The organism is Streptomyces sp. STR69 (assembly GCF_024519455.1).
In the GTDB taxonomy this organism is placed as follows: Bacteria; Actinomycetota; Actinomycetes; order Streptomycetales; family Streptomycetaceae; genus Streptomyces.
The window spans coordinates 264,861-283,399 of sequence record NZ_JALJRY010000013.1 but is presented as its reverse complement, the minus strand read 5'-3'; the positions used below and the strand labels follow the sequence as shown (position 1 = coordinate 283,399).

13 protein-coding genes and 1 pseudogene are annotated in these 18,539 nt (G+C 70.5%); 9 read left to right on the top strand and 5 right to left on the bottom strand.

Going from position 1 to position 18,539, the window contains the following annotated elements:
• Positions 1 to 9 precede the first annotated feature (9 nt).
• A complete protein-coding gene (locus OC490_RS25325) occupies positions 10 to 1,035 on the bottom strand; it encodes an Lrp/AsnC family transcriptional regulator (protein WP_262060284.1) in 1,026 nt (341 codons plus the stop codon).
• Positions 1,036 to 1,149: 114 nt separating this feature from the next.
• Between OC490_RS25325 and OC490_RS25320 the strand changes: the two genes are divergently transcribed.
• The 3 genes from OC490_RS25320 (at position 1,150) to OC490_RS25310 (ending at position 4,750) form a co-directional block, all read left to right on the top strand.
• The gene (locus OC490_RS25320; protein ID WP_262060283.1) at positions 1,150 to 2,709 is read left to right on the top strand and encodes an AbgT family transporter; all 1,560 of its coding nucleotides are present in this window, start codon (positions 1,150 to 1,152) and stop codon (positions 2,707 to 2,709) included.
• Positions 2,710 to 2,757: 48 nt separating this feature from the next.
• Positions 2,758 to 3,936 (top strand): M20 family metallopeptidase, encoded by a 1,179-nt coding sequence (locus OC490_RS25315; protein WP_262060282.1) that lies wholly within the window; start codon positions 2,758 to 2,760, stop codon positions 3,934 to 3,936.
• Positions 3,937 to 4,015: 79 nt separating this feature from the next.
• Positions 4,016 to 4,750 carry a DUF1345 domain-containing protein gene (locus OC490_RS25310; RefSeq protein ID WP_262060281.1) on the top strand — a complete coding sequence of 245 codons (735 nt, stop codon included), beginning with the start codon at positions 4,016 to 4,018 and terminating at the stop codon, positions 4,748 to 4,750.
• Positions 4,751 to 4,849: 99 nt separating this feature from the next.
• Here the strand turns inward: OC490_RS25310 and OC490_RS25305 are convergent, their stop codons facing one another.
• Positions 4,850 to 6,067 carry a chitinase gene (locus OC490_RS25305; protein WP_262060280.1) on the bottom strand — a complete coding sequence of 406 codons (1,218 nt, stop codon included), beginning with the start codon at positions 6,065 to 6,067 and terminating at the stop codon, positions 4,850 to 4,852.
• Positions 6,068 to 6,302: 235 nt separating this feature from the next.
• Between OC490_RS25305 and OC490_RS25300 the strand changes: the two genes are divergently transcribed.
• From OC490_RS25300 to OC490_RS25285, 4 genes are all read left to right on the top strand, one after another.
• Positions 6,303 to 9,677, top strand: a complete 3,375-nt coding sequence (locus tag OC490_RS25300; RefSeq protein ID WP_262060279.1) for a pyruvate carboxylase — start codon at positions 6,303 to 6,305, stop codon at positions 9,675 to 9,677.
• Between the two features lie 103 nt (positions 9,678 to 9,780).
• Positions 9,781 to 10,380 (top strand): isochorismatase family protein, encoded by a 600-nt coding sequence (locus OC490_RS25295; RefSeq protein ID WP_262060278.1) that lies wholly within the window; start codon positions 9,781 to 9,783, stop codon positions 10,378 to 10,380.
• A gap of 10 nt (positions 10,381 to 10,390) precedes the next feature.
• The gene (locus tag OC490_RS25290) at positions 10,391 to 11,299 is read left to right on the top strand and encodes a GlxA family transcriptional regulator (RefSeq protein ID WP_262060277.1); all 909 of its coding nucleotides are present in this window, start codon (positions 10,391 to 10,393) and stop codon (positions 11,297 to 11,299) included.
• A gap of 75 nt (positions 11,300 to 11,374) precedes the next feature.
• On the top strand, positions 11,375 to 11,989 hold the full coding sequence (locus tag OC490_RS25285) for a DinB family protein (RefSeq protein WP_262060276.1): 615 nt from the start codon (positions 11,375 to 11,377) through the stop codon (positions 11,987 to 11,989).
• A gap of 3 nt (positions 11,990 to 11,992) precedes the next feature.
• Here OC490_RS25285 and OC490_RS25280 read toward each other — a convergent pair whose 3' ends face one another.
• Positions 11,993 to 12,412, bottom strand: a complete 420-nt coding sequence (locus OC490_RS25280; RefSeq protein ID WP_262060302.1) for a UxaA family hydrolase — start codon at positions 12,410 to 12,412, stop codon at positions 11,993 to 11,995.
• Positions 12,413 to 12,455: 43 nt separating this feature from the next.
• Positions 12,456 to 13,607 (bottom strand): ROK family transcriptional regulator, encoded by a 1,152-nt coding sequence (locus OC490_RS25275; protein WP_262060275.1) that lies wholly within the window; start codon positions 13,605 to 13,607, stop codon positions 12,456 to 12,458.
• 466 nt (positions 13,608 to 14,073) lie between these two features.
• On the opposite strand from OC490_RS25275, the pseudogene OC490_RS49395 reads away from it, so the two are divergent.
• Both OC490_RS49395 and OC490_RS49385 read left to right on the top strand, forming a co-directional pair.
• A pseudogene (locus tag OC490_RS49395) lies at positions 14,074 to 16,368 on the top strand (flippase-like domain-containing protein).
• 149 nt (positions 16,369 to 16,517) lie between these two features.
• Entirely contained in the window at positions 16,518 to 17,549 is a 1,032-nt protein-coding gene (locus OC490_RS49385; protein ID WP_315986700.1) for a helix-turn-helix domain-containing protein, read from the top strand.
• Here OC490_RS49385 and OC490_RS25255 read toward each other — a convergent pair.
• Positions 17,546 to 18,538 (bottom strand): phospholipase D-like domain-containing protein, encoded by a 993-nt coding sequence (locus OC490_RS25255; protein WP_262060274.1) that lies wholly within the window; start codon positions 18,536 to 18,538, stop codon positions 17,546 to 17,548. The two genes, OC490_RS49385 and OC490_RS25255, sit on opposite strands and share 4 nt — an antisense overlap.
• Position 18,539: the final 1 nt, after the last annotated feature.

Below are 18,539 nucleotides of genomic sequence, written 5' to 3'. Positions count from 1 at the left end.
AGGGGCCGCTCACAGCAGTGCCGGTGCGTGGAAGGTGCCGAGGCCGGTGGTCAGGTCGCGCTCCATCCAGTACCGGCGCGGCTCCGCGAGCATGACGGAGACGCTGACGCCGAGCAGGCCGGGAATCCTGGCCAGTTCGGCGTCGACGAAGAGCGCCAGGGCGGAGCGGTCGGTCACCAGACCGGTGGCCAGCACCGACATGTCGCTGGCGACATGCGCGGCGAGCCGCGTCTGCGGGAGCTGGTCGATGCGGTGCATGACCTCGGGCGTCGCGCCCGGCGCCACCCTCAGGCGCAGGATGAACGGGGTCTGGAAGCCGAGCCATTCCGACACGATCTCCAGGCGCGGCTTGACCCATCCCTCGTCCAGGACCCGGCGGACGACGCGGTGCGCGGTGGAGGTGGCCAGACCGGTGGCCCGGGAGACGCTCGCGGCGGACGCGCGACTGTCCTGGAGCAGCTCGGCGACGACGCCGCGCTCCGCCTCGCTCAGCGGCTTCGCCGGGGGTGTCGCGGTCGCGGTGCCCTCGGGGCGGGCGCCGACGAGCTTGAGGAGCTCGGAGCGCTCGGTGTCCGTGAGGAACTGCGGGTCCCACGTCCGGCCCCGGCGCAGCGTGCTGAGCGCGGGCAGCGCGTTGACACGGCGGACACCGGGGACGGAGAACATCCGGTCGATGGCCTCGCTGGTGGCCGCCTCCGACGGGGCGTGCACGACGGCGTAGAGCGGGTAGTCGCCCGAGATCTGCGCCAGCAGCTGGAGATGGGGCAGGCCGCGGAGCCGGTGGAGGACTGCGAGCGGGCTCTCGCCGGTGATGTCCAGGAAGACGTGGACGGGCATCGCCGTGGAGTGGATGCCCCAGTCGGCCTGCCCGATCACGCGCACCATGCGGGCCTCGTGCAGCCGGTCGTAGCGGCGTTTGAGCGTGCTCGCGTCGGAGGCCAGGATCTCGCCGATGTCGTCCCAGGTGGCCCGGGGCGCCAGGTGCAGCGCGCCGATGAGGCGCCGGTCGAGCTCGTCGAGGAGAGGACGGGTCATAGGGCCTCACTCTAGATGCCGTTTAATCCCACCGTTACATCTAGGGGATGGAGAATCTCTCACTTGAATGCCATTGTTCGCAGGAACATCCCCCCACCGTGTGAAGAGGTACCGATGAGTGCGACCTCGGCCCAGCCTCAGCCGCCGTCCACCGAGCCTCGGTCGAGGGCCCTGCGCACCGCGTTCCGGGGCCTGACGGCGATAGAGAAGATCGGGAACAGACTCCCCAACCCCTTCTGGCTGTTCTGGATCCTCGCGGGCATCGTCGCCGTCCTCAGCGCCGTCCTCGCGACGACCGGCCTGAGCGCTGTGCACCCCGGCACGCACGAGACCATCAAGGTGCAGAACCTGCTCAGCAAGGACGGCCTCACCATGGCCGTCGAAGGAGCCGTCGACAACTACGCGGCCTTCCCGCCGCTGGCCACCATCCTCACCGTGATGTTCGGCATCGCCGTCGCCGAGAAGAGCGGACTCTTCGCCGCCCTGCTGCGCCGCATGGTCGCGCGCGTGCCGGGGAGGTACCTCACCTTCGCCCTGTCGATGACGGCCATGGTCAGCCACGTCGCGGGCGACGCCGCCTACGTCACCCTGATCCCGCTCGGTGCCCTGGTCTTCCGCGCGGCCGGCCGCAGCCCGGTCCTCGGCTGTGTCGTCGCCTACGTCTCGATCGCCGCCGGCTACGACGCCTCACCCTCGCTCACCACCACCGACGTCCTGCTGTCCGGGATCTCCACGGCCGCCGCCCACACCATCGACTCGCACTATGTCGTCACCCCGGTCGCCAACTACTTCTTCGGCCTGGGTTCGTCCGTCCTGGTCGCTCTCGTGATCACCCTCGTCGTCGACAAGGTCCTCGCCCGCCGCTCCGACCTGGAACCCGACGAGCCGGTCGCCGCACCCGACGCGGAGGAACTGGCGGAGATCGAGATCACCGAGCGGCAGCAACGCGCCCTGCGGGTCACCGGGTTGGTGGCCGTCGGCTTCCTGGCCTTCGTCGCGGCGGCCATGATCCCCGTCTCCTCACCCCTGCGCGGCGAGGGCGGCGGCATCGTCAACTCCCCGCTCATCGGCGGGATGGCGCTCGTCCTGGGCCTGTTCTTCGCCGTGCTCGGCACCGTCTACGGCCGGATGACCGGCACCTTCACCGCCGCCCGCGACAGCATCGGCGCGATGGTGGACGGCACCCGCTCGATGGCGCCGATCCTCGTTCTGTTCTTCGCGATCGCCCAGTTCCTCGCCTACTTCAAGTGGACGAACATCGGCAACATCCTCGCCATCAAGGGTGCCGAGACGCTGCGCGACCTGCACCTCCACGGCTGGACCGTGCTCGTCGGCATCGCCGTGCTGATCACCTTCATGAACCTCGTCATCACCAGCGGCTCCGCACTCTGGGCGCTGGCCGCGCCGGTCCTCGTGCCCATGCTGATGCTCATCGGCATCGAGCCCGAGACCACCCAGGCCGTCTACCGCGTCGCCGACTCGGTCACCAACTGCGTGACGCCGATGAGCCCCTACTTCGTCATGGCCCTCGGCTTCATCCAGCAGTACCGCAAGTCCGCCGGCATCGGCACCCTGGCCTCCTTCACGATCCCCATCGCCGCCGTCGTGTGGGTCGTCTGGGTCGCCTTCTTCGTGGCCTGGTACCTGCTGGGCATCCCGCTCGGCATCGGCTGAACCCCAACTGCGCAACGTCACCCGCCGGTTCGGAAACGAAAGCAGACAATGACCGCCTCACCCGCACCCGCCGCCGCCCTCACCACCCGCGCACACGACGCCAAGTCGCGGATCGTCGACGACATCCTGACCCTCGTCCGCCACGAGACCGGCAGCTACGACCTTCCCCGCCTCGCGACCGGCCTCGACCTGCTGCGCGAGCTGACCGTGGAGCGGCTCGGCCGCCCCGACCACGAGCAGCGCCGTCCCGGCGGCGCGTACGGCGACACCCTCACCCTGACCTACGCAGGTTCCGGCGCCGGCCATGTGGCGCTCATCGGCCACTACGACACCGTGTGGCCGACCGGAACCCTCGCCGGATGGGAGCAGCCCGGGGCGCCCGAGGACGGGCGGCCCCGGTTGAGCGGACCGGGCATCTTCGACATGAAGACCGGTCTGGCACAGGGCATTTGGGCCCTGAAGCTGGCCCGGGAGAGCGGTTTGCCCCTGCCCACCGTCACCTTCCTCTTCAACGGCGACGAGGAGATCGGTTCGCTGTCCTCGCGGCCGGTGATCGAGGAGGTCGCGCGGAAGGCGGACGTCACGCTCGTCCTGGAGCCGAGTGCCCACGGCGCGGTGAAGACCGCCCGCAAGGGCACCGGGATCTTCCAGGTCACGGCCACCGGCGTCGAGTCCCATGCGGGGCTCGCACCGCAGGACGGGGCGAGCGCGATCACCGCGCTGTCCGAGTTCGTGGTCGCCGCCGCGGCCGTGGCCGCCCCGGACAAGGGCACCACCATCAACACCGGTCTCATCAGGGGCGGTTCGGCCATCAACGTAGTCGCCGGGCAGGCGACCGCCGGTGTCGACATCCGGGTGAGCAGCGCGGCCGAACAGGACCGGGTCGACGCCGAGTTGGACGCCATCAAGGTCAGCGACCCGCGCGTCCGCATCGAGATCGACCACGCCTGGAACCGGCCGCCCATGACCCTCAACGCGGCCTCCGCCCCGCTGCTCGACCTCGCTCGGACGGTCGCCCGCGAACAGGGCCGCGCCCCCCTGCGCGACACCGCCGTCGGCGGCGCCAGCGATGCCAACTTCGTCGCCGCGCTCGGCCTGCCGGTGCTGTGCGGCATGGGCGCGGTCGGCGACGGGGCGCATGCGCAGGGGGAGTTCATCTATCCGGACACGGTGCCCGGGCAGACCGCGCTGGTCGCGGGGATGTTGGGGCGTCTGGCGGACAGTTGAAGGGCTGACCACGACCGGCCGGGGCCCCCAGGGCGGGGCGCGTCGGGCGACCGACCCCTGACCGGGGACAATCGGTGTCATGACGGACGACAGAGACGACCCCGCGAGCCGCCTGGCCAGGATCGAGCGGCTGCTGGAGGACGGCAGCCGCGATGTGGTGCCCGCGTGGCGCCAGGTGACGCAGGGCGAGACGCGGTGGGCGGTGTCGGCCGTCATCCTGGTGGCGGTCGCCCTCCAGCTGATGCTGCCGCACCGGCTCGCCTTCCAGCCGTACTGGCTGCTGCCGGCCCTGGAACTCGCCCTGATGGTCGGTCTGTTCGTCGCCAATCCCCGGCGGATCGTGCCCGGGACGCGGTGGCTGCGCTGGCCGAGTCTGGTCCTGACGGGGGTCATCAGCCTGGCCAACAGCTGGGCGGCGGCCCGGCTGGTGGTGGGCCTGGTCAGGGGCACCGAGGGCCTGGACGCCGGACCGCTCCTGCTGACCGGCGGGGGCATCTGGCTGACGAACGTCATCGTGTTCGCGCTCTGGTACTGGGAGTGGGATCGGGGCGGGCCCATGGCGCGGGTCATGGGCGACCACCGGTACGCCGACTTCCTCTTCGTCCAGATGCAGAGCCCGGAGACCGCGCCACCGGACTGGGAACCGGCGTTCCTGGACTACCTGTACCTGTCCTTCACCAACTCCACGGCCTTCAGCCCGACCGACGTGATGCCGCTCTCGCGCTGGGCCAAGATGCTGATGATGGGCCAGTCCTCGGTCTCCGTGTCGATCGTCGTCCTGGTCGTCGCGCGGGCGGTCAACATCCTTCGCTAGCGGCGGACTTCGGACTTCGGACCTCGGACAGCGACGCCGAGTACGCCCTGCTCAAGGCGTAGTCGACGTCGCAGCCCATGTCCTACTGATCCCGCCGGATCAGCAGGAGCCCTCGTCCTGCCAGGGGCCCCACTGGGAGGCACCGGGCACCTCGTTCTGGGTCCACCACTTGGCCACCCAGTTGTGGTTGCCGTACGACACCTCGTTGCCCTGCGTGTAGACGGCCGTGGAACTCCACGCCGTCTTGCACGTGCCGGGGGTCGGTGTGGGAGTCGGGGTCGGTGTCGAGGTCGGCGGGGTCACGCCCGCGAACTGGACCGAGTACTTGGCGAAGTCCCACGCGTTCTGCGCCACGCTGGAGCAAGTCCCTGACGTGGTCCCGCCGTTGTCGACCGGGCTGCACTGACGGTCGCGGTTGAGGGACCAGAACGTGAAGCGGTCCATGTTGTGGCTGGTGGCGTAGTTCAGGACCGTCTGGAAGTCGGCCTGGGTGAAGTACTCGCCGGTGTCGCTGCGCCCGTTCATGCCCGAGAAGCCCTCGTGGGCGTACGCGGTCGCCTGGTCCCAGCCGAACGTTGACTGCAGGATGGAGTTGAAGTTGGTGAGCGCGCTGGTCTGGGAGGCCGCGCCGTTGAAGCCGCCGTCGAACGGCATGATGGAGAAGTTGTTCGGGGTGAACCCCTGCGACTTCGCCTCCAGCAGCATCTGCTTGCCGAACCAGCCGGTGCCGTCCGCCGTACCGGCCGTGGTGACGGAGACGTACAGTCCCGAGTTGTTCTGCTGGAGGATCTTGGCCGCGCCGATCTCGTTGTGGATGGCCGCGGTGTTCTCGTACTCCGGCTCCTCCAGGTCGAAGTCGATCGCGTGCAGGCCGTACTTGGTGATGACCTGCTGGTAGGCCGCGGCGGTCGAGGCGGGGTCGGAGCAGGCCTGGCCGAGCTTGGTGCCGCCGTAGCCGCCGATGGAGACGGAGACGTCGCCGCCCTTGGCGCGGATCGTGTTGATGACCGACTGGACGGCGGTGTCCGAGGAGACCGGTGAGGTGCCTCCCCAAGTGGGGGTGCAGCCGCCGCCGTTGGGGGCGAGGACGAAGGCGAGCTGGAAGGCCTTGAGGCCGGTGGCGTCCATGATGGTGCCGGCGTCGGGCGGGTTGTTGTCCGTCGGCATCAGGTAGGGAGCCGCGGCGTACCAGCGGTTGCTGAGCGCGGTGGCCGCGTTGGTCGCGCCCTGGGCGGTGGTCGCGATCAGCGCGGTCGTGCCCGCGGCGGCGAGCGTCACGGCGGCTGCCGCGCCGAGACATGCGCGAAGACGTGTCACGTTGTGCCTCCGGTGGGAGTGGGGGAGGCTCCCAGCTTCTGGCGCTGTCGCGGTCACGTCAATGGATTGGACTGGACCAAAGCTCGCTTTGGACTAGACCATACGATTTCTTTACCGTCGGCCCGTTGGAGCGCGTCGCGCGACACGTTTGCGACTAGTGTCCCGGCTCACATGGCGTTATAGGGGTGACGCCGACACCATGGTGCACGTCACCGGCAGGCTGAAGGGATCGGGAATGTTCCGCAAGGTGCTGGTCGCCAACCGTGGAGAGATCGCGATTAGGGCGTTCCGCGCCGGCTATGAGCTGGGCGCGCGAACCGTCGCGGTCTTCCCCCACGAGGACCGCAATTCGCTGCACCGGCTCAAGGCCGACGAGGCCTACGAGATCGGTCAGCCCGGGCATCCGGTCCGCGCCTATCTCTCGGTCGACGAGATCGTCCGCGCGGCCCGGCGGGCGGGCGCCGACGCGGTGTACCCGGGCTACGGGTTCCTCTCCGAGAACCCCGAACTCGCCCGCGCCTGCGAGGAGGCGGGCATCACCTTCGTCGGTCCCAGTGCCCACATCCTGGAGATGACCGGCAACAAGGCCACGGCGATCGCCGCCGCCCGCGCGGCCGGCGTGCCGGTGCTCGGCTCCTCGGAGCCCTCCACCGACGTCGACGAACTGGTGCGCGCCGCCGAGGAGATCGGCTTCCCGGTCTTCGTGAAGGCGGTCGCCGGTGGCGGCGGACGCGGTATGCGCCGGGTCGAGGACCCCGCGACCCTGCGCGAGTCCATCGAGGCGGCGGCCCGCGAGGCCATGTCCGCGTTCGGCGACGCCACCGTGTTCCTGGAGAAGGCCGTCGTCGACCCCCGCCACATCGAGGTGCAGATCCTCGCCGACGGCGAGGGCAACGTCATCCACCTCTTCGAGCGCGACTGCTCACTCCAGCGCCGCCATCAGAAGGTCGTCGAGCTGGCCCCCGCGCCCAACCTCGACCCCGAACTGCGCGACCGCATCTGCGCCGACGCCGTCCGCTTCGCCCGCGAGATCGGCTACCGCAACGCGGGCACCGTCGAGTTCCTCCTCGACCCGCACGGCAAGCACGTCTTCATCGAGATGAACCCGCGCATCCAGGTCGAGCACACGGTGACCGAGGAGGTCACCGATGTCGACCTCGTCCAGGCGCAGTTGAGGATCGCCTCCGGGGAGACCCTCGCCGACCTCGGCCTCTCGCAGGAGACGGTCACCCTGCACGGTGCGGCCCTCCAGTGCCGTATCACCACCGAGGACCCCGCCAACGGCTTCCGCCCCGACACCGGCCGCATCAGCGCCTATCGCTCGCCCGGCGGCTCCGGTATCCGTCTCGACGGCGGAACCACCCACGCCGGTACGGACATCAGCGCGCACTTCGACTCCATGCTGGTCAAACTCACCTGCCGGGGACGGGACTTCACCACCGCCGTCAACCGCGCCCGGCGTGCCGTCGCCGAGTTCCGCATCCGCGGCGTGGCCACCAACATCCCGTTCCTGCAAGCGGTACTGGACGACCCGGACTTCCAGGCCGGACGGATCAACACGTCGTTCATCGAGCAGCGCCCGCACCTGCTGACGGCCCGTCACTCCGCCGACCGCGGCACCAAGTTGCTCACCTACCTCGCCGATGTCACGGTCAACAAGCCGCACGGCGAACGCCCCGACCTGATCGACCCCACCACCAAGCTGCCGCCGGTCCCCACCGGTGAACCCCCGTCCGGATCACGGCAGTTGCTCGCCGAACTCGGCCCCGAGGGCTTCGCCCGCCACCTTCGCGAATCACCGACGATCGGCGTCACCGACACCACCTTCCGCGACGCCCACCAGTCGCTCCTGGCAACCCGCGTCCGCACCAAGGACCTCCTCGCGGTCGCCCCGGTGGTCGCACACACCGTGCCGCAACTGCTCTCCCTGGAGTGCTGGGGCGGTGCCACCTACGACGTGGCGCTCCGCTTCCTCGCCGAGGACCCGTGGGACCGGCTGGCCGCTCTGCGCGAGGCCGTCCCCAACATCTGCCTCCAGATGCTGCTGCGCGGGCGCAACACCGTGGGCTACACGCCGTATCCGACCCAGGTGACCGACGCCTTCGTGCAGGAGGCCGCCGCCACCGGCATCGACATCTTCCGCATCTTCGACGCGCTCAACGACGTGGGCCAGATGCGCCCGGCCATCGACGCCGTACGGGCGACCGGAACCTCGATCGCCGAGGTTGCCCTCTGCTACACCTCGGACCTGTCCGACCCGGGCGAGCGCCTCTACACGCTCGATTACTACCTCCGCCTGGCCGAGCAGATCGTCGAGGCGGGCGCCCACGTCCTCGCGGTGAAGGACATGGCGGGTCTGTTGCGCGCACCCGCCGCCGCGACCCTTGTCTCAGCGCTGCGCCGCGAGTTCGGCCTGCCGGTCCACCTGCACACCCACGACACGGCGGGCGGCCAGCTCGCCACCTACCTCGCCGCGATCCAGGCCGGCGCGGACGCCGTCGACGGCGCGGTGGCCTCCATGGCGGGCACCACCTCGCAGCCGTCACTGTCGGCGATCGTCGCCGCCACCGACTACTCCGACCGCCCAACAGGCCTCGATCTCCAGGCCATTGGCGACCTGGAGCCGTACTGGGAGAGCGTCCGCAAGATCTACGCCCCCTTCGAGGCGGGCCTCGCCTCGCCCACCGGCCGTGTCTACCACCACGAGATCCCCGGCGGCCAGCTCTCCAACCTGCGCACCCAGGCCATCGCGCTCGGCCTCGGCGACCGCTTCGAGGACATCGAGGCGATGTACGCCGCCGCCGACCGCATCCTCGGCCACCTGGTGAAGGTCACCCCGTCGTCGAAGGTTGTCGGCGACCTCGCCCTGCACCTGGTCGGCGCCGGAGTCAGTCCCGCCGACTTCGAGGCGTCTCCCGACCGGTACGACATCCCCGACTCGGTAATCGGCTTCCTGCGCGGCGAGTTGGGCACCCCGCCCGGCGGCTGGCCCGAGCCGTTCCGCACCAAGGCACTCCAGGGCCGCGCCGCCCCCAAGCCCGTACAGGACCTGACCCCCGAGGACCGCACGGCCCTCGACAAGGACCGCCGCGCCACCCTCAACCGCCTGCTGTTCCCCGGCCCGACCCGGGAGTACGAGACGCACCGCCAGACCTACGGCGACACCAGCGTCCTGGACAGCAAGGACTTCTTCTACGGCATCCGCCCCGGCAAGGAGTACACGGTCGACCTGGAACCGGGCGTCCGTCTCCTCATCGAGCTGGAGGCCGTCGGCGAGGCCGACGAGCGCGGGCTGCGTACGGTGATGTCCACGCTGAACGGCCAACTCCGGCCGATCCAGGTACGGGACACCGCCGCCGCCTCCGACATCCCCGTCACCGAGAAGGCCGACCGCACCAACTCCGGCCATGTGGCAGCCCCGTTCGCGGGCGTGGTCACCCTCGCGGTCGAGGAGGGCGACGAGGTGGAGGCCGGAGTCACCGTCGCCACCATCGAGGCCATGAAGATGGAGGCGGCGATCACCGCTCCCAGGTCCGGCCGGGTCTCGCGCCTCGCGATCAACCGCATCCAGCAGGTGGAGGGCGGCGACCTGCTCGTCGAACTGAGGTAGCCGGCGGAACGGCGACAGGCCCTCTGCCGGGTGACCGAATCGGTCCGGACCCGGACCCGATGCGGCCTGTCGCCGCCCCACCCGCACGGCGCATTCTTGGGACATGACCCGAGCACTGATCGTCATCGATGTCCAGGAATCCTTCCGCGCCCGCCCGCTCTGGGAGACCATCTCCGACCCGAAGATCGCCGAGCAGGCCGACCGCCTGGTGCAGCTCGCCCGCCGGGCCGGCGACCTGGTGGTGTGGGTACTGCACTCCGAGCCCGGCAGCGGCGACGTCTTCGACCCGGCCCTCGGCCACGTCCGCCTCATCGACGGACTGGAGCGCGCCGAGGGCGAGCCGCTCATCCACAAGACCTCGCACAATGCCTTCACCACCACCAACCTGCAGCAGATCCTCACCGAGCACGGCGTCCGCGAGCTCACCGTCTGCGGTATCCGCACCGAACAGTGCGTCGAGACCACCACCCGGGTTGCGAGCGACTTCGGCTACCAGGTCACCTTCGTCACCGACGCGACCGCCACCAACCCCATCGCGCACCGCGACGCCCCCGCCGACCAGACCGTCGCCGAACTCCTGGCCGACCCCCGCACCCTCCCCGCCGACGAGATCATCCGGCGCACCGAGTACGCCCTCGCCGGCCGCTTCGCCACCATCGCGACGGTCGCCGAACTGGAAGCCGCCGCGGCACATCAGGCATGATGACCGGATCGTGAGCCACGTCGTCTTCTTCCTGGTACCCGGAGTCCATCTGCTGGACCTGGCAGGCCCCGCGCAGGTCTTCTCCACGGCGGCCGACTTCGGGCACCCCTACACGCTCTCCTACGTCGCCGAGCAGCCCCAGGTCACCAGCGCCCAGGGGCTGCCCCTGGCGGCCCGGCTCGACTGGCCCGAGCTCGGCCTCGAGGACCTGATCGTGGTGCCCGGCTGGCGTGCGCTCCGGCTCGCCCAGGGGCCCGCCATCGGCCCCACACCCCTGCGGGCCCTACGGGACCACCACGCCCGCGGCGGAACGGTGGCCAGCGTCTGCGCCGGAGCCGACGCGCTGGGCCGGGCCGGACTTCTCGACGGCCGCCACTGCACCACCCACCACGACGTGCAGGACGAACTCGCCCTGCGCCACCCGAAGGCGACCGTCGTCCGGGACGTCCTGTTCACCACCGACGACCGGGTCATCACCTCGGCAGGCATCGCCAGCGGCATCGACCTCGCCCTGCACCTGATCGCCACCCGGCACGGCCCCGCCGTGGCCGCCCAGATCGCCCGGGACATGGTCGTCTACGCCCGCCGCAACGGCCACGAACCGCAGACCAGCGCGATGCTCCGGCACCGCTCCCACCTGGACGACACCGTGCACCGCGCCCAGGACCTCATCGACACCCGTTTCGACGAAGCACTGCCCCTGCCCGCCCTCGCCTCGGCCGTCGGCGTCAGCGAACGCACCCTCACCCGCCTCTTCACCCGGGCCACCGGACTCACCCCGCTGCGCTACCAGCAGACCCTCCGCCTCGAACGCGCCGAGCACCTCATCAGGCACGGCACCACGATCGACACCGCCGCCCGCTCCGTCGGCTTCGAGGACCCGCGCATGCTGCGCCGACTGCGCGCCCGCAGCCAGTAATTGACGGGTGGCTCGGCGGGAACGCTGTTAGGTTGCCGGGTCGACGACCGACCGGCTCGCCCCCAGGAGTGCCCAGTGATCCCACCCCGTCTGGCTCCGCTGCTCGACCAGTTCGACTTCGCGTGCGAGCGCCTGTCCGGCCGTATGACAGGGCCCGTCACGGACAGCGGTGACGGGACGGACACCCGGGTCGGGCCCATCACGGACGAGGAGTACTTCTGGGAACCGGTGCCCGGCTGCTGGTCGGTGCGGCGGCGCGCGGACGGCCCCGGAGCGCGGGCAACTCTCCTGGCGGGACAGGGTGATTGGGGCCGTGACGCAGCCGCCTACCCGCACCCCTGGCCGCCGCCCTTCACTACCCTCGCCTGGCGCCTGAGCCACCTCACAGAGATGCTGACCCTGCGCGCCGACCACACGGCCGGCAGCCGCACACTGACCCGCGACGACCACCCCGTCAGCGGCGATGCGGTCGGTGCCGTCGAGGCTTTCGACGCCGGTGCGGGCGCCTGGCGGAAGGCGGTGCTGAGCGTCGACGACACGGCGCTCGACACCGTCGGGTACTGCACCTATCCGCACGGCAGCGACGCGGAGGAGCCGCTCATCGACATCGTGTGGTGGGTCAACCAGGAAGTACTGCACCACGGAGCCGAGATCGCCATGCTGCGCGACCTGTACCGAGAGCGCGGCTGAGCGTCACAGGACCGCTCCCATGCGCCAGGGGACGATCTCCTCCGTCCCGAAGCCCAGCGCCTCGGACTTGCTCTCCGCACCGGAGGCCATGTCCACCAGAGCCTCGAACAGGGCGGTGCCGTAAGCGACTTGATCGGTGTGGCTCATGGCGGGTCCGGCGTCGAAGTCGATGTCGCCGCGCATCCGCTCGTACAGTTCGCTGGTGGTGCTGATCTTCAGCGACGGCACGGGACGGGAGCCGAACAACGAGCCGCGTCCGGTCGTGAAGGCGAGCAGGTTGGCGCCGCCCGCGACCATCCCGGTGGCCGACACCGGGTCGTAGCCGGGAGTGTCCATGAAGGTGAGGCCCGGCGCGGTGACCGGCTCCGCGTAGTCGACGACGTCGTTGAGCGGACTCGTCCCGGACTTGAGCACGGCGCCCAGGGACTGCGCTTTCGGGGAGGGGCCAACTCGCTTGCGGCGCTGGCTACTTGGCGGGGGCGAAGACGTGCTGGGCGGCTATGGCGGCGCCACCGCGGGCCCATTCCTCGAAGGGGAGGGGCCTGACGACGAGGTCGCAGTCGACCGCCGCTCCGAAGGCACGGGCCGCGAAGGTGGCGCGGATCTGGTCCTCGTACAGGTCGTAAGTGGCCACGCCCTCACCGGAGATGATGATCCGTTCGGGGCCGATGAGGTTGGCGACGGAGGCGATGGCCAGGCCCAGGGCGTGACCGGCCCGGGTGAAGACGGCGCGGACGGCGGCGTTGCCCGCGTGGGCCAGGCGGACCGCGCCGTCCATCGTCAGCTCCGGGTCGCCTGTCGCCTGGCGGGCCTGCTCGGTGATGGCCTGGGTGGAGGCGACGGCTTCGACGCAGCCGGTGTTGCCGCAGGTGCACACCCGGTCGGTGCCGCCCACGGGAAGGTGGCCGACCTCGCCCGAGACACCGTGGGCACCGGAGACGACCCGGCCGCCGATGGAGATGCCGCAGCCGATGCCCGCGCCGACGGTGACCAGGGCGAAGGACGACAACCCGGCCCCCACGCCGAACCACTGCTCCGCGACGGTCAGGGCACGGACGTCGTTCTCGATGACCGTCGGCAACTCCGTTGCCGTACGGACCAGTTGGGCGAGGGGTACGCGGCGCCAGTTGAGGAAGGGGGAGTACTGGACGGTCCCGGTGTGGCCGTCGACGTCCCCGGAGATCGTGACGCCGATGCTGTGCAGGGCACCCGGTGCGAACGGTCTCGCCTTCGCGTTCAACTCCTCGACAAGCCGGGCGACGGCCAGGACGACCGTGCCGACGTCACGCGAACCGAGCGCGGACCGCGCGGTGGCCAGTGTCCGTGCGGTCAAGTCGGCCAGTACACCGATGAGTTCGTCACCGGTGATCTTCACACCCACGAAGCGGGCGCGCTCGCCGCGCACCGCCATGAGCGTGGCCGGCCGGCCCTGGGTGCGCTCGGTGGAGCGGCCCAGCTCGGTGATCCAGCCGTCGGTCAGCAGGGGAGTGGCGACCTTCGTGACCGCGCCGGGCGACAGACCGGTACGACGCCCGACCTCGGCGCGTGTGAGCGGGCCATGGGCCAGGAGGGTCTGGAAGAGCAGAGATGCCGCGGGTGGCTGATCGGCGAGCGTCATGCGGTGACCATACATTTCCATTGGAAAAGAAGATAGAAGAAGGATCGCGTGGATCCACGCCCGTCTTCCGTGCTCATCTCCTGAATCCGGCTCCATTCTTTCCGTGAATGTCGATGATTCGCGCGGCGCAATATGTTGACGCTGGAAGAAAATCCTGGCTACATTCGCGGCACCTCACGACAGGTGCATGGGACGTCCACCGATGCAGGTGGCGGCCGGTTTCCTCCCCGACCGGCCGTCGTCGTACGGCTACGAGGGCGGATCCGAACGCCCACTCACCAATTCCCCATGCGGCTGACCGTGCAGGGGCACTTCCGGACCTTCCTGGGCCCCGCCGTGCCTTTTCGCGCCGAGATGGAGTAACCACGTGCCTCGTCCAGCAGGACCCGCTTCATTCGTACGGCGCAGATCCCGTGCGGGCGGTGCGCTCCTCCGTCACCTGCCCGTCCTGGCCGCCAAACCCTATATGGGCTGGAGCAGTTGGAGCCTGGAGGCCACCAGCTATCCCTGCTACGGCGGACAGAAGATCGGCAACCTCGGCGGCGGGGTCGTGGCCTTCACCCACGTCAGCGCGCCGAAGGACGGCACGTATCTGCTGAAGCTGGACTACGTGGACGGCGACTCAAGTCGCGTCATCGACCTGACCGTTGGGGCCACCACCCTCCAGATCCCGGTGCCCGGCACCAACGACAACGCCTGGGGCACCCCGCAGTCCCTCGCCGTCCCGGTGCATCTGGCGGCCTGCGCTGCGGCGGTCGTCGCGGCGGGGCCCTGGCTGGGGGCGCGCCCACGGCGGGCGCTGTGGGCGCTGGCCTCCTTCTGTGCCGTGCTGAGCGTGGCCGCCGCCGCGATCGTGCCGCTGGACGCCGTCGCCGCACTCGCCATGGGCGGCGCGGCCGGGTCGGCCGTACTGCTGCTGGCCGACGCTCCCGCCGACCGCCCGACGGCGCAGGCGGTCGCCGACGCCCTTGCCGCGTCCGGGATTTCGGTCACCACGCTGCATGAGCTGCCCGCGAGTGAGCAGCTGCCGGGGGAGGGGACCCGCTACCGGGCCGAGACCTCCTCCGGGTCCAGGCTGGCGATGCGGGTGCTGGCAGCCGAGGACCACAACCGGGATCTGTTCCACCGGCTCGCCCGGCGGACCCTGCTGCGCCACCCCGCCGACACGACCGCCCCGACCCCCCTCGTTGCCGCCGAGCACGAACTGCTCATGCTCGTCTTCGCGGCCCGCACCGGCGCCCGGGCCGACGAACCGGTGATGGCCTATCCGGTGGTCGGCGGCGGTGCGCTGGTGGTGACCACCGCACCGGACGACGCCCGTGCCCTGTCCGCCCTGCGGGACGAGGAGTTGACCGATCCTCTCCTCGCAGGGGTGTGGAACTCCGTGGCCCGCCTCCAGGAACACCGGCTGGGACATGGGGAGTTGCGCCCGGAGCACGTTCTCGTCACGCCGGGCGGTGGGAGCCGGCTCACCGCGTTCGCGCGCGGCCGGCTCAACGCCCCGTCCGAGGTGCTCGGCAGCGATCTCGCGGAGTTGCTGGCCACGACCGCGATACGCGTCGGGCCGCAGCGCGCCACCGCGTGCGCACTGGCGGGCCTGGGACCGGAACTGCTCGCGACCGTGCTGCCGTACCTGCAGCCGCTCGCGCTCATGGGGCGCGCGCGGAGTGCGGTCGCCCACTACGACCAGGCCCGTACACGGGCGGCCCGGGAGAAGGCCGGGCGGCGGACGCTGCGGGCAGGCGGCCGGCCCAGTCTGCTGCGTGATCTCACCGTCGAGGTCTCAACGACCACTGGCGCGAAGGAAGTTCAGCTCGCGCGGCTGGCGCGGTTCACCTGGAAGAGCGTCCTGGGGCTCGCAGGCGCGTTCCTCGTACTCCACCTCGTACTCCCGCAGTTGGCCAACGCGCCCGCGGCCGTCGACGCGCTGCGGGACGCCAACTGGTGGTGGGTGCTCGCGGTGTTGCCGATCACCTTCCTCTCGCAGGCGTTCTCGACCTTCCTGCAACAGGGCACCATCCCGGAGCGGCTGCCGTTCGGCCCCACCTACCAGGTGCAGTTCGCCAGTTCGTTCCTCAACCGGATCACCCCGAGCAACGTGGGCGGCATGGCGCTCAACCTGCGCTACCTCCAGAAGACGGGGATCGAGACCGGAGCCGCCACCGCCTCCGTGGGGCTGCAGAGCCTGGCCGGCGCGCTCTCCAACACCGTGGTCGCCGCCGTCTTCCTCACCTCGGCGGGACGACGTCACTCCGGAGTACATCTGGACCTGTCCGCGGGCCGCCCCGTGCTGTGGGCCCTCGCCCTTGTGCTCGCCGCCGGCGGACTGCTCGCCTTCACCCCGCCGGGCCGGCGTTTCCTGGGCGACAAGGTGTGGCCGTTCCTGCGGGCGGCCGGTTCGACCGTCGCGGGGATCGCGACCTAGCCCGCCAAGATCGTCGTGGGCACCGTCGGCGCCCTGGGCCTCCCCCTCGTCCAGGTCGTCGGCCTCGCCATGAGCCTGCACGCACTGGGCGCCGACCTCTCCTTCGTCCAGGTCGGTGCCGCCTACATGGCGGCCCGGCTGATCGCCAACGCGGCTCCCGTGCCCGGCGGGCTGGGGGCGCTGGAGGCCGGACTCATCGCCGGCCTGACGGCCCTCGGCGTCCCGGCCGGGGCGGCCACCTCGGCGGTGCTCGTCTACCGGCTGCTCACGTTCTGGCTGAACGTCCCGCTGGGCGCCCTGGCCCTGAACGTCGTGCAACGGCGCGGCTACGTGTGACCGGCCCGGCCGTCGTACGGTGGACGAGCGGGCGGGTGCCGCAGCCGTACAGTTCCGGGCGCGGTCGGATGACTCAAGCCCTGCCGCCGGGGAGAACCCTACGATCCCGCTGATGAAGACATGAGGTGTCCTGGACGGCTGGAGGGCACATGAACGAAGCCGAACTCCTCGGCCGTGGACCGCAGTTGAGGATCCTGCACGAGCTCCTGGGCAGGCTGCCCGACGCCGGCGGTGCCATGGTGCTGCAGGGCGGTCCGGGGGTCGGCAAGTCCGCGCTGCTGCGGGCCGTGGCGGAACGGGCCCGGGCGGCGGGATGGCGACTCCTGGAGGTGACCGGGGGCGCCGACGACACGCCGTTCAGCGGTCTGCGTACGCTGCTGCGCCCGATGTTCGGCACGGCGGACTCCTTGCCGGCGGGGCAGGGCGAGATCCTGCGGGCGGCCTTCGCCGCCGGTTCGGGGCCGCCACCGGAGACCTCGCGGGTCGCCCTGGCCGCGTTCAACCTGCTCACGGCCAGGGCCGCCGAGCAGCCCACCGTGTTGATCGCCGACGACACGACGAGACTCGACGGGCCCACCCGGGACGTCCTGGCGTTCATGGCCCGCAGAGCGAGCGACAACCCGATCGTGGTCCTCGCGGCACTGCGCGGCGGACGGACCCTGCCGGGAGTCCCCGTACTGGACGTGCTGGCGCTGGACGAACCCTCGGCCCGGCGGCTCCTGGCCCGGCACGCGGACGCACTGCCGCAGGCCGTCCGGGAGCGGATCCTCGGGGAAGCCTTCGGCAACCCGCTCGCGCTCGTCGAACTCCCCGCGGCCTGGCACCCGACGGGACCGCCGGGATCCTGGGCCCACCTGCCGGTGAACGCCACGTTGGCGAGCGCCTTCGCGACCGGTCTCGGCGAACTGCCGGACCGGACCCGGGACGCCCTGCCCGCCGACGAACGCGCCCTGCTGCTGGACACGTTGGAGGCCTGGTTCGACTCCGGCGGCTCGGCCGGGGAGGCCGCCAAGGTGCTGTACGTCCACCCCAACACCGTGCGCACCCGCCTGCGCCGGATCGCCGAACGAACCGGCCGCTCACTGACCGACCCCCGCGGCATCACCGAACTGTCCCTGGCGCTCCGCGCCGTCCGGCAGACCCCGAGGCCCCCGTCCTCGGAGTCGACCGGTGCGAACTAGGCGGCGGTTCCGCCCGCGTAGTCGCTCTTGAAGGTGGTCTCAATGGTGGTGGCGACGGACTGGGCCACTCCCGTGCCGGTGAGGATGATGCCCAACTCCCGGTTGTTGGAGAGGGAGTTGCTGCTGATGTTCATCGAGCCCGCCTCCACCTCCTGGGTGGAGAGACCGTAGTCGGCGACCATGGCCTTGGCGTGGATGTAGAAGCCGTTCGGGTCGGAGTACCCGACGACCGTGCCGCCGGCCGCCTTGATAGCGGACACCTCGCTGGCGTAGCTGGACGGGGTCTCCAGCACCACCCGCACGGTCACGCCCGCCTTCGCCCTGGCCACGATCGCGTTGACCACCGTGCTGTCGCTGAACTCCAGTTCCTCGACGTCGAGCGTCGTGGTGGCCGCGTTGATCACGGTGAGCAGTCGGCTCCGGGAGTCCGTGGGGGACCAGAGCAGGTGGTCGCCGTCGGTCGGGGTGATCGAGGTACCGGCGTAGTCGGCGTTGAAGACCTTCTCGATCGCGGCGACATCACGGGTGTCGTCGGTGAAGACGCCGTAGTCGCGACCTGTCGTGTAGTACTGCGAGGTCAGATTGCCGGTCAGGATCAGGGACTTGGTACCGTCCACGGTGATCGTCTTCTGGTGGGTGTAGACGAAGCTGGACGGCGACCACACCACGCCGACGCCCGCGTTCGTCAACGCCGTGTACGCAGAGCTGTTGGCGGACTGGTGCGCGTTGTCGAGGACCACCCGTACGGTGACGCCCTTCTTCTCCAGCGCTATCAGGTCATTGACGGCGGTGGTGTCCTCCAGCTCGTACATGGTCATGTCGAGCGAGGAGGTGGCCGAGTTTATGAAGTCGTAGATCGTCGGCTCGCTGGTGGTCTGCGAGAAGGCGAACGCGGTGTAGGTCGCCGCGTCGGCGGGGACGGCAGTGACGAAGACGGCGGCGCCGGCCACCAGGGTGACGCCGGCACGGCTGAGGAACGTCCTCAACATG

Coding starts and splice junctions, on each gene's coding strand:
- OC490_RS49385 (WP_315986700.1), top strand. CDS start 16,518: ATGAACGAAGCCGAACTCCTCGGCCGTGGACCGCAGTTGAGGATCCTG.
- OC490_RS25255 (WP_262060274.1), bottom strand. CDS start 18,538: ATGTTGAGGACGTTCCTCAGCCGTGCCGGCGTCACCCTGGTGGCCGGC.
- OC490_RS25300 (WP_262060279.1), top strand. CDS start 6,303: ATGTTCCGCAAGGTGCTGGTCGCCAACCGTGGAGAGATCGCGATTAGG.
- OC490_RS25315 (WP_262060282.1), top strand. CDS start 2,758: ATGACCGCCTCACCCGCACCCGCCGCCGCCCTCACCACCCGCGCACAC.
- OC490_RS25275 (WP_262060275.1), bottom strand. CDS start 13,607: ATGACGCTCGCCGATCAGCCACCCGCGGCATCTCTGCTCTTCCAGACC.
- OC490_RS25295 (WP_262060278.1), top strand. CDS start 9,781: ATGACCCGAGCACTGATCGTCATCGATGTCCAGGAATCCTTCCGCGCC.
- OC490_RS25310 (WP_262060281.1), top strand. CDS start 4,016: ATGACGGACGACAGAGACGACCCCGCGAGCCGCCTGGCCAGGATCGAG.
- OC490_RS25325 (WP_262060284.1), bottom strand. CDS start 1,035: ATGACCCGTCCTCTCCTCGACGAGCTCGACCGGCGCCTCATCGGCGCG.
- OC490_RS25320 (WP_262060283.1), top strand. CDS start 1,150: ATGAGTGCGACCTCGGCCCAGCCTCAGCCGCCGTCCACCGAGCCTCGG.